General features: G+C 67.2%; 13 protein-coding genes. 9 read left to right on the top strand and 4 right to left on the bottom strand.

All coding sequences use genetic code 11. From position 1 onward, the window contains the following. Positions 1-72: 72 nt before the first annotated feature. Positions 73-2,760, bottom strand: coding sequence for a pyruvate dehydrogenase (acetyl-transferring), homodimeric type (aceE, locus tag ACUZUJ_RS02070; protein WP_510468063.1), 2,688 nt, complete (start codon positions 2,758-2,760; stop codon positions 73-75). A gap of 545 nt (positions 2,761-3,305) precedes the next feature. On the opposite strand from aceE, the gene ACUZUJ_RS02065 reads away from it, so the two are divergent. Next, the gene (locus tag ACUZUJ_RS02065; RefSeq protein ID WP_458220730.1) at positions 3,306-3,866 is read left to right on the top strand and encodes a PadR family transcriptional regulator; all 561 of its coding nucleotides are present in this window, start codon (positions 3,306-3,308) and stop codon (positions 3,864-3,866) included. A gap of 60 nt (positions 3,867-3,926) precedes the next feature. Then, a complete protein-coding gene (locus tag ACUZUJ_RS02060; RefSeq protein ID WP_101764816.1) occupies positions 3,927-4,724 on the top strand; it encodes a siderophore-interacting protein in 798 nt (265 codons plus the stop codon). A 73-nt stretch (positions 4,725-4,797) separates the two neighbouring features. Here ACUZUJ_RS02060 and ACUZUJ_RS02055 read toward each other — a convergent pair whose 3' ends face one another. Continuing rightward, on the bottom strand, positions 4,798-5,631 hold the full coding sequence (locus ACUZUJ_RS02055) for a hypothetical protein (RefSeq protein ID WP_458220729.1): 834 nt from the start codon (positions 5,629-5,631) through the stop codon (positions 4,798-4,800). Positions 5,632-5,840: 209 nt separating this feature from the next. Here ACUZUJ_RS02055 and ACUZUJ_RS02050 point away from each other — a divergent pair, with 209 nt between their 5' ends. Beyond that, positions 5,841-6,242, top strand: a complete 402-nt coding sequence (locus tag ACUZUJ_RS02050) for a hypothetical protein (protein ID WP_458220728.1) — start codon at positions 5,841-5,843, stop codon at positions 6,240-6,242. A gap of 196 nt (positions 6,243-6,438) precedes the next feature. Here the strand turns inward: ACUZUJ_RS02050 and ACUZUJ_RS02045 are convergent, their stop codons facing one another. Further along, entirely contained in the window at positions 6,439-7,146 is a 708-nt protein-coding gene (locus ACUZUJ_RS02045; protein WP_005415047.1) for a YceI family protein, read from the bottom strand. 75 nt (positions 7,147-7,221) lie between these two features. After that, a complete protein-coding gene (locus ACUZUJ_RS02040; RefSeq protein ID WP_049443517.1) occupies positions 7,222-7,812 on the bottom strand; it encodes a malonic semialdehyde reductase in 591 nt (196 codons plus the stop codon). 126 nt (positions 7,813-7,938) lie between these two features. Between ACUZUJ_RS02040 and ACUZUJ_RS02035 the strand changes: the two genes are divergently transcribed. From ACUZUJ_RS02035 to ACUZUJ_RS02010, 6 genes are all read left to right on the top strand, one after another. Beyond that, positions 7,939-8,898, top strand: a complete 960-nt coding sequence (locus ACUZUJ_RS02035) for a mitochondrial fission ELM1 family protein (protein ID WP_458220727.1) — start codon at positions 7,939-7,941, stop codon at positions 8,896-8,898. A gap of 104 nt (positions 8,899-9,002) precedes the next feature. Continuing rightward, positions 9,003-9,233, top strand: a complete 231-nt coding sequence (locus tag ACUZUJ_RS02030; protein ID WP_049443513.1) for a hypothetical protein — start codon at positions 9,003-9,005, stop codon at positions 9,231-9,233. Positions 9,234-9,281: 48 nt separating this feature from the next. Next, complete coding sequence (locus ACUZUJ_RS02025) at positions 9,282-10,133, top strand: DUF2145 domain-containing protein (protein ID WP_458220726.1); 852 nt, start codon at positions 9,282-9,284, stop codon at positions 10,131-10,133. Between the two features lie 19 nt (positions 10,134-10,152). Next, positions 10,153-10,656 carry a hypothetical protein gene (locus ACUZUJ_RS02020; RefSeq protein ID WP_135968412.1) on the top strand — a complete coding sequence of 168 codons (504 nt, stop codon included), beginning with the start codon at positions 10,153-10,155 and terminating at the stop codon, positions 10,654-10,656. Between the two features lie 32 nt (positions 10,657-10,688). Continuing rightward, on the top strand, positions 10,689-11,201 hold the full coding sequence (locus ACUZUJ_RS02015) for a hypothetical protein (RefSeq protein WP_458220725.1): 513 nt from the start codon (positions 10,689-10,691) through the stop codon (positions 11,199-11,201). A gap of 75 nt (positions 11,202-11,276) precedes the next feature. Further along, entirely contained in the window at positions 11,277-11,837 is a 561-nt protein-coding gene (locus ACUZUJ_RS02010) for a queuosine precursor transporter (RefSeq protein ID WP_049443507.1), read from the top strand. Positions 11,838-11,925: the final 88 nt, after the last annotated feature.

Below are 11,925 nucleotides of genomic sequence, written 5' to 3'. Positions count from 1 at the left end.
GCACGTGCAGAGTCTATAAAGCCAAACGGCGACCCAAGAGGTCGCCGTTTGCATTTTCAGAAACTCACTGCATCAAACCCCAACAGGATTAGCCTTCTCCGGATCAATCTTGTACTGCTTGATCGCCCGGGCCACATCCTTCGCGGTCATCTTCCCTTCCTTCGCCAGTGCCGCAATCGCGGCATGCGCGATGTAGTAGCGGTCAACCTCGAAGAACCGGCGCAGGTTCGCACGGGTATCCGAACGACCGAACCCATCGGTACCCAGCACGGTATACGACATCGGCACGAACGCACGAATCTGGTCCGCATACGCACGCACATAGTCGGTGGCGGCAATCGCCGGGCCCTGGCGGCCTTCCAGCAGCTCGGTCACGTAGGCCTTGCGCTGCTCGCCTTCCGGATGCAGGCGGTTGGCACGCTCCACGTCGAAACCATCGCGACGCAGTTCGTTGAAGCTCGGGCAGCTCCAGATGTCGGCGGTCACGCCGAAGTCCTTGTCCAGTAGCTCGGCCGCGGCAATGGCTTCGCGCAGGATGGTGCCCGAGCCCAGCAGCTGCACGCGCAGCTCGCCCTTCTTCGGCTTGCCGGCGTCGGTCAGCAGGTACATGCCCTTGACGATGCCTTCGGCGGCACCTTCCGGCATTTCCGGGTGGGTGTAGTTCTCGTTCATCAGGGTGACGTAGTAGTACTCGTCCACCTGGTCTTCCATCATGCGCTTGGTGCCGTGCTGCAGTACCACGGTCACTTCGAAGCCGAAGGTCGGGTTGTAGCTGCGCACGTTCGGGATGCCACCGGCCACCAGATGGCTGAAGCCATCTTCGTGCTGCAGGCCTTCACCGTTCAGCGTGGTGCGGCCGGCGGTGCCACCCAGCAGGAAGCCGCGGGTACGCATGTCGGCGGCCTGCCAGGCGATGTCGCCCACGCGCTGGAAGCCGAACATCGAGTAGTAGATGTAGAACGGCAGCATCGGCACGTTGCTGACCGAGTAGCTGGTACCGGCGGCCATCCACGAGCTGATCGCACCCGGCTCGCTGATGCCCTGCTGCAGCACCTGGCCGCTCTGGTCTTCGCGGTAGAACATCAGCTGGTCGGCGTCGACCGGCTTGTACTTCTGGCCGAACGGCGCGTAGATGCCGATCTGGCGGAACAGGCCTTCCATACCGAAGGTACGGGCTTCGTCGGCCACGATCGGCACGATGTGCGGGCCCAGTTCCTTGTCACGCAGGGTGATGTTCAAGCTCTGCACGAAGGCCATGGTGGTGGAGTAGCTGCGCTCGCCACTGCTCTTCAGCAGGCGGTCGTAGGCTTCCAGCTTCGGCGCCACGAAGGTCTTGTCGGCCTTGCGGCGGCGCTGCGGCAGGTAACCACCCAGCGCGGCACGGCGTTCCTGCAGGTACTGCACTTCCGGCGAATCCGGGCCCGGGTGGTAGAACGGCACCTGGCCGTCGGCCAGCTGCGCGTCGGTCACCGGAATGTTGAAGCGGTCGCGGAAGTGGCGCACCGCTTCGTCGTCCAGCTTCTTGGTCTGGTGGGTCGGGTTCAGCGCTTCACCGGCGCTGCCCATGCCGTAACCCTTCACGGTCTTGGCCAGGATGACGGTCGGCATGCCCTTGGTGTTCACGGCCTGGTGGTAGGCGGCGTACACCTTGTGCGGGTCGTGGCCACCACGGTTCAGGCGCCAGATGTCGTCGTCGCTCAGGCCGGCAACCATCGCAGCGGTTTCCGGGTACTTGCCGAAGAAATGCTCGCGGGTATATGCGCCGCCGAAGGCCTTGCAGTTCTGGTACTCGCCGTCGACGGTTTCCATCATCAGCTTCTTCAGGACGCCGTCGCTGTCCTTGGCCAGCAGGGCATCCCAGTAACCGCCCCACAGCAGCTTGATCACGTTCCAGCCGCCGCCACGGAACACGCCTTCCAGTTCCTGGATGATCTTGCCGTTGCCGCGCACCGGACCGTCCAGGCGCTGCAGGTTGCAGTTCACCACGAAGATCAGGTTGTCCAGGCCTTCACGGCCGGCCAGCGCGATGGCACCCAGGGTTTCCGGCTCGTCGCTCTCGCCGTCGCCGATGAAGCACCACACCTTGCGGTCGGACTTCTCGATCAGGCCACGGTTTTCCAGGTAGCGCATGAACTGCGCCTGGTAGATGGCGGCCAGCGGGCCCAGGCCCATCGACACGGTCGGGGTCTGCCAGTATTCCGGCATCAGCCACGGGTGCGGGTACGAGGACAGGCCACCGCCGTCCACTTCCATGCGGAACTTGTCCAGCTGCTCTTCGCTGATGCGGCCTTCCAGGAAGGAGCGCGCGTAGATGCCCGGGGCGCTGTGGCCCTGGATGAACAGCAGGTCGCCCGGGTGGTTTTCGCTCGGGGCGCGCCAGAAGTGGTTGAAGCCCACGTCGTACAGGGTGGCGCCGGAGGCGAACGAGGCGATGTGGCCGCCCAGGTCACCCGGCTTGCGGTTGGCGCGCACCACGGTGGCCATCGCGTTCCAGCGGATGATCGAACGGATGCGCCATTCCAGCTCGGCATTGCCCGGGCTCTTGGCCTCGAGCTGCGGCTCGATGGTGTTGACGTACTCGGTGGTGGGAGAGAACGGCAGGTAGGCGCCCGAACGACGGGTCAGTTCCACCATGCCTTCCAGCAGCTGATGCGCGCGCTCGGAGCCCTCGACATCAATAACGGCCTTCAACGACTCGATCCACTCCTGGGTTTCCACAGGATTCGGGTCGTTGTTCAGCACCTCGTTCAACCAGTTCATTAGCGCTCCCATAACCGCACGCACGCGCGCGACTGTTGTATAGATTTCTAGACCGCAAAGTGTAGCGCACCAAGGGCTTTCGTCACTTGGCTACGCAGGCGTATGGATGCAACCGGCCAGTGTCCGCAAGGGGCTTGCCGGACCCGCTGACGGCCCTGCGGCGGGCCTTGGCAGCTGCGCGGGCTGTCGCTTGCGGGCCGCTGCGCCCATGTGCAGGACGCAGTGTTACCGCTGCCGATGACGGTTGTAGGGCAACTCCGGCACCACCGTAGGTGCGCCCCGGGCGGGTGTACTGAACCGGCGACAACATGTCGCATCTGCCTCTGGAATGGTGCCGGCAGCGGGTCCAGCGTGGGCCGCGAGTGAGGGGCCTGGCGGCCCTGCTCCCTTCCACAGCATCGCCGGGGCGCCCTGCAAGGGGCGCCCCTTTTGCTGTGCGCGTGGCCGGCCGTGGCCCAAAACGGACCTGCTTGTGGCCGGATCGATGATTGCCGGCTTCGATATATCGATATATCGTTTGCACACTCGTTTACCGATATATCGAAATGAGCCATACCGCTTCTCCCAGAGCCCGTTCCACCGATCCGGCAGTGCCGCGTCGCAACGGCCAGCCGCGGGTGCTGAGCCGCGGCGACCTGCGCCTGCTGGTGCTGGCCCTGATCGGCGAGCAGCCGCGCCATGGCTACGAGCTGATGCAGCTGATCAGCAACCAGTTCATGCAGGCCTATACGCCCAGCGCCGGCACCATGTACCCGCTGCTGGCCAGCTTCGAGCAGGCCGGTTGGATCGAGGCCGAGGAAGTGGACGGCAAGCGGATCTTCCGCATCACTGCCGCTGGCGAGTTCGAGCTGAAGGTGCAGCGCACCCAGGTGCGTCTGGCGCAGCGGCGTGCCTTCGACCGTGCCCGCGAGATCACCAAGGCTTCGCTGCCGCCGCCGCTGGCCACGGCCCTGCGCGAGTTCAAGCGGGCGCTGGTGCATCACCACGGCCGCTGGGCCGAGGGTGAGGCGGACGAGGTGGCGGCGCTGCTGACGCGGGCGTCTGCCCTACTGAACGGTACCGCCGGTAGCGAGGCATCACCACTTTCAACGACCCAGCCAGACTGACTCCAGCCAGGTCCTCCCCCATGCCGCGCGCCCCCGCGCGACACCTTTGCAGGTATCCCCATGACCGAACACAACAACACGCGCCTGCGCCTGGATGTGCGCTTCCGTGAACTGACCGTGCTGCGCACCGAAGACGTCACCCCGCACATGCGCCGCGTGGTGCTGGGCGGCGACGATCTGGCCGGCTTCGATTCGCCCGGCGCCGACGACCACATCAAGCTGTTCTTCCCCAACGCCAGCGGCGAGATGGTGCTGCCGGTGCTGACCGCCGAAGGCCGCAGCTACCCGGCCGGCAAGGAGCCTTCGCCGTCGCGCGACTACACCCCGCGCTGGTGGGACCACGAATCCGGCGAGCTGGCCATCGACTTCGTGCTGCACGACCAGGGCATTGCCGGGCCGTGGGCCGAGCAGGCCCAGCCGGGCGACGTGCTGGTGATCGGCGGCCCGCGCGGCTCGTTCGTGGTAGCCGACAGCTACGACGCCTATGTGCTGATCGGCGATGAAACCGCGCTGCCGGCCATCGCCCGCTGGCTGGACGTGCTGCCGGACGGCGCCGAGGTGCAGGCCTTCATCGAAGTGAGCGATGAGGCCGAGCGCCAGGACCTGCCGCAGTACGAGAACGTGCGCATCCACTGGCTGGAGCGCAACGGCTTTCCGGCGGCCAGCAGCACGCTGCTGGAAGACATGCTGACCGACTTCGAAGCGCCGGACGGCGATGTCTTCTACTGGATCGCCACCGAATCGCGCCGCGCACGGATGATGCGCAAGTTCATTGAAGGCCACCTGGGCGTGCCGCGCGACTGGATCCGCTCGACCGGCTACTGGAAGGCCCACCCCGACGAAACCGACGGCGATTGAGCAAAAGATGGTGGGTGCGGACCGTTGGTCCGCACGCCCTCCGATGGGTAGTGCCGGCCGCTGGCCGGCAACCTCATGAACCTTCGGCAGGAACCCGCAGCTGCCGGCCAGCGGCCGGCACTACCGCGTTGGATGCCACCTGCCACGTCCACCCGAACCGCTGCGCGGCCCAGATCTCCAGCGTCACCAGCAGCGCGATGATCAACAACGGCAGCAGCAGCCCGAAATACACGCCGGGCATCATGCCGTTGATCTGCGCTTTCACCAGCCGCAGCACGCCACGGGTGTGCAACAGCTCATCGACGTGCATGGTCAGCGCTTCGCGCACCACCTTGGGCTCCAGGCCAATCGTGCCGGCCTTGTCCACCAGCGTGTCTTCCACCATGCCGCGCAGCACGCCTTCGCGCACCTTGCCGATCACCCAGCCGGTGCCGCGCGCCAGCGGGCCGTTGCCAAGGCGGTCCAGGCCGGGCAACGGATGTTCTCTGAGGTAGGCCGAGGCAATGGTGTCGGCCACATCGCCCACCGTGCCCTGGCTGCGCAATGCCTCGCGCATGCGCGGGTCGTCCAGCGAGTCGGTGAAGCCTTCGCTCCAGCCTTCCACCAGGGTCTGCAGGTGCGGCTGGAAATGATCGAGCTGCTTGAACAGCGCGCGGTGCGCACCGGCAGTGAAGCCCAGCTGCAGGCCGAAGAAGGCCGTGGCCAACGGCAGCAGCACCACGTAGCTGGCCAGCAGCCAGTGATGCCAGCGATTGCGCCGCTGCAACCAACCACGGCGGTGCAGCCAGCGCCAGGCGACGATGCCCAGCACCAGGCCCAGCAACGTGCCGAGCAGGCTGCCGCCCAGCAGATCGAGCACGCTCAGGCCCGTCCAGAATTCGTTCAACCAGTACTGCGCGTCCTGCATGGATCTTCCTTCCGTGGGTGATACAGCGGGCCATTGTAGAGCCGAGCCCATGCTCGGCTGCTTTTCGTTCCGCCATCGGAGAACCCTCGCGCTGCGCGCGATGAGCCGAGCATGGGCTCGGCTCTACAGGGATTCCGCCACCTGGTTCAACGCATTAACCGGCAAGCAATGCGACAATCGCGCTCCTTTCCTGCAGCAACGAGGCCCACATGGCCAAACTGGCCCTGGCCAGCGTGGACGCGCTGCGTACCCGCTTTGCCGATGACGCCGCCTGCGATGCGGCACTGGCCGCCTTCGCCGACACCGCTGCGCTGCGCGTACCGCTGCGTGAGCTGGTGGAGGCACAGCACCGTTACCTGCAGGCCGAATTCGAAGTGGCGCAGGTAGCCGATGTGCTGCGCCGCGACCAGAAGTACGCACCGGTCGGCCGGCCTTCGATCAACATCGTGCAGCTGCGCAAGCAGCAGGCCGCGACCAAGCAGGCGGCGCTGATCGCACGCCAGGTGGTGGCACAGGCCGCGCAGACCTTCGTGCGCGTGAGCGGGCTGGCGGTGAAGGCCAAGCAGAGCCCGAGCGAAGCGTGCGTGGCATGGTTGGGCGCGCTGCGCTGAGGGATCGTGCGGACCAACGGTCCGCACCCACCAGATGCAGGTCCGCTCCCAGCCGATGCAGGTTGGCACCTACCGGGTAGTGCCGGCCGCTGGCCGGCAACCCCATCGGCATCGGGCACCTCGCATGCAGCACCCAAAAAGAAGGCCCGCTTTTCAGCGGGCCTTCTGCCTTCTCACGACGAGTGAGTGGGGTGCATCAAGCGGCCGGCTTTTCGCCGGTGGCTTCGGTGGTGATGCGGATCTTCACTTCATCGCTGACGTTCGGGGCGTAGGCGCCGACGCCGAAATCGCTGCGCTTCAGGGTGGTGGTGGCATCGAAGCCGGCGGCCGGAACCTTGGCCATCGGGTGCTCGCCGCCGCCGTTGACGGTGACGTCCAGGGTGACCGGCTTGGTGATGCCCTTGATGGTCAGGTCGCCGGTGACGGTCAGCTTGTTGGTGCCAGCGGCTTCCACCTTGGTGCTCTTGAAGGTGGCATCGGCGAACTTGGCGGCGTCGAAGAAGTCGGCGCTCTTCAGGTGCTCGTCGAACTTGGCGGTGAAGCTGTTCAGGCCGCTCAGCGGCAGCTTCACTTCCACGGTGGACTTGGTCACGTCTTCGGCGTTGTACACCAGGGTGCCTTCGACGTTGCCGAAGTGCGCGCTCGGGTTGGAGAAGCCGAAGTGGCTCCACTGCGCCAGCACGTCGGTGTGGCTCGGGTCCAGCTTGTAGGTGCCCGAGGCGATCTTGATCGCTTCGGCGGCCGGCGCAGCGGCGGCGGCATCAGCAGCCGGGGTGGCGGCCTGCTCGGTGGTGGCCGGGGCGGCGGCGTCGGCCGCCGGGGCAGCGGTGTCGGCCGGCTTGGAGCAGGCGGCGATGGCCAGGGTCAGGGCCAGCGGCAGCAGCAGTTTACGGGTGGCGCTCATCTCAGGAACTCTCCGGATCGTAGGGTGGGTACAGCAGGGACCGCCAAGGGGGCGGCCCGGAATCGATACAGCGACTTACGCGATGCGCGCCGCTTCGTCGAACGACAGGCGCGGCAGACGCGGGAACAGGCCCGCCGGGTCACCGTAACCCAGGTTGACCAGGAAATTCGACTTGATGGAGGTGCCAGCGAAGAAGGCTTCGTCCACCTTGGCCGCATCGAAGCCGGACATCGGGCCGGCATCCAGGCCCAGCGCGCGTGCGGCCAGGATCAGGTAGGCACCCTGCAGGCTGCCGTTGCGGATGGCGGCTTCGTGGCGGCCTTCCTGCGGGCCGTCGAACCAGGCCTTGGCATCGGTGTGCGGGAACAGGTACGGCAGCTTCTCGTGGAAGTCCAGGTCGAAGCCGATGATGGCGGTGACCGGGGCGGCCATGGTCTTGGCCAGGTTGCCTTCGGACAGGGCCGGGGCCAGCTTGTCCTTGGCTTCCTTCGAGGTGACGAAGACGAAGCGGGCCGGCGTGGTGTTGGCCGCGGTCGGGCCCCACTTCACCAGGTCGTACAGTTCCTGCAGCAGGCTGGCCGGGACCGGCTTGTCGAGGAAGGCGTTCTGGGTACGGGCAGTGCGGAACAGCTGATCGAGGGCAGCAGCGTCGAGCGCGTGGGACATCGGTGGATCTCCAGGGCGGCTAAGGGAAGTCAGTGCCCGCGGGCGGCGCGGGGCGAATCGACGAGCCGCAGTGTAGAGTGTCGCGACTGTTGCAACACCCAGCAGGGCTGAAACGAATTAATGCCAATGGTGAAACGATCGAGCGCGCCCTGGACGGTCACGGACGGCCGTGCGGGCAATGTCCGCCAGGCGGTCGCGCTGGCCTCGGCGCTGCGCCAGGGCACCCATCGGCCGCTGCTGCTGCAGCCCCGCGCGCCCTGGCGCTGGCTGTCGCCGCGACGCCTGCCCGGTGATGTGAACGGCTACGGCGAGGCCTTCGCGACGCTGGCTGCCGAGGCTCCGGCGCTGGCGATCGGTTGTGGCCGACAGGCCGCTGGCGCCCTGCGCGTGCTGCGCGCACGTGGCAGCCAGGTGGTGCAGATCCTGGACCCGCGCATCGGCGCGCGTCACTGGGATGTGGTGGTGGTGCCCGAACACGATGCCCTGCGCGGCAGCAACGTGCTGACCCTGCTCGGCAGCCTCAACCCGGTGGACGATGACTGGCTTGCCTGGGGCCGCGCCGCGTTCGCCGGCTTCAGTACCCTGCCCGGCCCGCGCACCGCGCTGCTGGTGGGCGGCCCGACGCCGCTGGCACCGTGGGACGAGACGGCGATGGTCGGCGTGTTCCAGGCGCTGGCCGACCAGATCCGCAGCGAAGGCGGCAGCCTGCTGGCGACCACCTCGCGGCGCACGCCGCCGGCCTTGGCCGAGATCCTGCGCGCGAAATTCGCCGACCTGCCAAACGTGATCTGGGGCGATGGTGGCGACGGCACCAATCCCTATGGCGGCCTGCTCGGCTGGGCCAACCGCGTGGTGGTCTCGCCCGATTCGGTGAACCTGCTCTCTGAAGCCTGCGCCACGCGCATGCCGGTGATGGTGGCGCTGGCCGATACCGTGCAGGGGCGGCTGGCGCGCTTCCAGCAACAGCTGCGCGAGCGCGGGCGATTGCAGGCGCGCTGGCTGGACTGGCAGTACGACCGCATCGAGCCACTGCGCGAAACCGCACGGATTGCGGCGGAAGTGAAAGCGCGGCTGGCATTGCGGTAGTGCCGGCCGCTGGCCGGCACGCCCCGACCGCCCAGCGATTTCTGAACATTTCGATCCAGCTGCGCGGGTAGAGTCCAGCTTCCCCCATCACTCTGAACGTCTTCATGCGTACCCTGCTCCTGCTGCCCCTGGCCCTGCTCGCTGCGTGCTCCACCGCGCCCACCGAGCTGGACCCGATCTCCTATCAATGCCAGCAGCAGCTGGACGCCTACCGCGAACAGCCGGCGCTGCGCGATCCGAAGACGGGCGAGCGCCCACCGCTGCCGATCGCCCCGATCAGCGATGCCTGCGACAGGGAACTCAAGCGCAAGGGTGTGGATCGCCCGCTGCGCTGAGCAGCGTATGATCGGCGCGCGGGCCTACCCGCCGTTGAAGGTACCGACATGGATCGTTTTTCCCGCCTGCCCCGCGCCGCGCTGCTGATCGCCAGCCTGCTGGCGACCGCACCTGCATGGGCCAACAGCACCGAGTGCCGCGAGCGCTATCCCAGTGTGGCGTCGCAGGCGGCAATGCTGGACGTGGCCTGGACCACCGCCGAGCGGCTGGACGCGCTGCCCGACGTGGACGTGGTGGTGGCCGCGCGCGGTGGCCAGGATCTGAGCCGCTACGGCCTGCGCCACAGCCACCTGGCCTTCCTGCTGCGCGAGGACGACGGCCGCTGGCGCGCGATGCACCTGCTCAACCGCTGCAAGACCGACAGCTCGCAGCTGTATCACGAAGGCCTGGGCAACTTCGTCGGCGAAAGCGGTGGCCATACCGACCTGCGCATCGGCGTGCCATCGGCGCCGTTGCGTGCGGCGTTGAAAGCGATGCTGGTGTCGCCCTCGATCCAGCCCAAGGCGCTGCACGAAACCAAATACAACGTGGTTGCCTACCCGTTCGCCACCGACTACCAGAACTCCAACCAGTGGGTGCTGGAGGTGCTGGCGGCAGCAATGGCGCAGGCCGAAGGCGCGCCGGCCATCGTCAAGCGCGAACAGGCGCAGCAGTGGCTGCGCCAGCAGAAGTACCAGCCCAGCGTGCTGCATATCGGCCTCGGCAAGCGCGTGGGTGCGCGCCTGTTCGTGGCCAACGCCACCACCACCGACCATCCGGCCGGCGAGCGCATCTCCGGCAACTATTCGGTGGTGACGGTGGAATCGGTGTTCGACTTCCTGCACCAGCGCAGCCAGCTGCAACAGGAACTGGTGATCCCCCACGTGCCGGTGGCCGGTGCCGCCGCAGCCTCGCCCTGAATCCCGCAAGGAGAACGACATGCGCCTGCTGCACAACTCCCTGGTATCGATGCTGATCGTCAGCGCGCTGGCCTGGTCATCGGCCGCGCACGCCGAGCGCCGCATCGTGATCATCCACGACCCGGGCCCGCAGGGGCCGAGCCTGGAGATGTCCACGCAGATGGTGGCCTCGGCCCGCGCAGCGGCGGCGAAGGAAGCCCAGGATGCTGCCGAGGCGGGCCAGCCGCTGGCCCGACCGCAGCAGATCAAGCTGCCACAGATGGAGGTGAGTGGAATCGCCACCACCGTCGATGGCCGCCGCGAAGTGCTGCTGCGCGATGCCAATGACCCGCAGAACACTGCATCGATGCAGTACCCGCGCGGCATCGGCGATCCCGCCGTGCAGTTCACCGTGGGCCAGACCGTGAACTTCGAGCCGACCGGCGCCGACCAGGGCTGGCAGCTGAAGGACAACCAGGGCCGTGCGCTGGAATACCTGCCCGAGGCCACCGGCCCGCGCGACATTTTCGATAACCGGCGCTGAGTCGCCGTCCCCACCCTGACCAGGAGGTCTCCATGTTCCGTTGCCTGCGCGTTCCCGCTTCTGCCCTGCTGCTCTCGGCGCTGCTGGTGCCCACCGTCCATGCCGGCGCCGCGCCGCAGTTGAACAGCAGTGAGGCCAGCGTGCTGATCACCTCGCTGATCGTGGTCTCGGTCCCCCTCGCCGCATCGGCGGGCCTGTCCGAACTGTCGAAGGCGCCGTTCAAGGCCAGCGAACGCAATGCCAGGGCTGCCCGCACCAAGGCGGTGCCGCTGCCGCCGATGGAAGTGAAGAAGGTGGAGACCACGCCGGCGGGCGAGCGCCAGGTGCAGCTGCAGGTGCCCGACAAGGCCGACCAGACCGCCACCCTGCGCTGGCCGGCGCGCGTGTACGAAGACCAGACGGCGGCGTTCGTGGTTGGCCAGCAGGTGCATTTCGACCCCACCGAAGCCGGTGCCGGCTGGACCGTGAAGAGCGCACAGGGCCAGGCGCTGGCCTATGTGCCCACCGCCTACGCCGCTGGCGACGTGATGAGCGAAGCGCTGTAAAGCTGAACGACCGGTTTTGGCTTTGCCGCGGGCCGGGCGGATAATGGGCGATCCCCTTTGTCCCCCTGGCTCGCCATGTCCGTGCGTCCTGCCCCTGTGTTTGCCCCGCTGACCGCCCGCGCCCTGGTGCTGGCGGTACTGGCCATGGGCGCGGTGGTGCTGCTGTCCAACGTGCTGGTGCAGTACCCGATCAACGATTGGCTGACCTGGGGTGCCTTCAGTTATCCGGTCGCGTTCCTGGTCAGCAACCTGATCAACCGCCGCTTCGGCCCGGGCCCGGCGCGCCGCGTGGCGTGGATCGGTTTCGCGGTGGCGGTGCTGCTGTCGATCTGGGTGGCCACGCCGCGCATCGCCATTGCCTCGTGCTCGGCCTTCATCGTGGCGCAGCTGCTGGACATCACCGTGTTCGACCGCCTGCGCCGTGGCAGTTGGTGGCGCGCACCGATGGTAGCCACCACCTGCAGTGCGACGGTGGATACCACCATTTTCTGGTCGATCGCGTTTGCCGGTTCCACCCTGCCGTGGGTGAGCTGGGCCGCCGGCGACCTGGCGGTGAAGCTGGCGATCGGCGTCTGCCTGCTGGCCCCGTTCCGCGCGCTGCTGTGGAAGATGGCGCCGCTGCGCGCGGCCAGCTGACCGCCGTCGCTCTGGTAGCTGCCAACCTTGGTTGGCACGCTGTTGCCGGGCTCATGAACGCTGATGGATTGTGCCAACCAAGGTTGGC

This window comes from Stenotrophomonas sp. S4 (assembly GCF_054187805.2).
The sequence above is the reverse complement of the archived record's forward strand: the minus strand, read 5'-3'. Positions and strand labels throughout refer to the sequence as shown.

Excerpts from the sequence above, each read along its gene's own strand:
- aceE (WP_510468063.1), bottom strand. The coding sequence starts at position 2,760 with ATGAACTGGTTGAACGAGGTGCTGAACAACGACCCGAATCCTGTGGAA.
- ACUZUJ_RS02065 (WP_458220730.1), top strand. The coding sequence starts at position 3,306 with ATGAGCCATACCGCTTCTCCCAGAGCCCGTTCCACCGATCCGGCAGTG.
- ACUZUJ_RS02060 (WP_101764816.1), top strand. The coding sequence starts at position 3,927 with ATGACCGAACACAACAACACGCGCCTGCGCCTGGATGTGCGCTTCCGT.
- ACUZUJ_RS02055 (WP_458220729.1), bottom strand. The coding sequence starts at position 5,631 with ATGCAGGACGCGCAGTACTGGTTGAACGAATTCTGGACGGGCCTGAGC.
- ACUZUJ_RS02050 (WP_458220728.1), top strand. The coding sequence starts at position 5,841 with ATGGCCAAACTGGCCCTGGCCAGCGTGGACGCGCTGCGTACCCGCTTT.
- ACUZUJ_RS02045 (WP_005415047.1), bottom strand. The coding sequence starts at position 7,146 with ATGAGCGCCACCCGTAAACTGCTGCTGCCGCTGGCCCTGACCCTGGCC.
- ACUZUJ_RS02040 (WP_049443517.1), bottom strand. The coding sequence starts at position 7,812 with ATGTCCCACGCGCTCGACGCTGCTGCCCTCGATCAGCTGTTCCGCACT.
- ACUZUJ_RS02035 (WP_458220727.1), top strand. The coding sequence starts at position 7,939 with ATGGTGAAACGATCGAGCGCGCCCTGGACGGTCACGGACGGCCGTGCG.
- ACUZUJ_RS02030 (WP_049443513.1), top strand. The coding sequence starts at position 9,003 with ATGCGTACCCTGCTCCTGCTGCCCCTGGCCCTGCTCGCTGCGTGCTCC.
- ACUZUJ_RS02025 (WP_458220726.1), top strand. The coding sequence starts at position 9,282 with ATGGATCGTTTTTCCCGCCTGCCCCGCGCCGCGCTGCTGATCGCCAGC.
- ACUZUJ_RS02020 (WP_135968412.1), top strand. The coding sequence starts at position 10,153 with ATGCGCCTGCTGCACAACTCCCTGGTATCGATGCTGATCGTCAGCGCG.
- ACUZUJ_RS02015 (WP_458220725.1), top strand. The coding sequence starts at position 10,689 with ATGTTCCGTTGCCTGCGCGTTCCCGCTTCTGCCCTGCTGCTCTCGGCG.
- ACUZUJ_RS02010 (WP_049443507.1), top strand. The coding sequence starts at position 11,277 with ATGTCCGTGCGTCCTGCCCCTGTGTTTGCCCCGCTGACCGCCCGCGCC.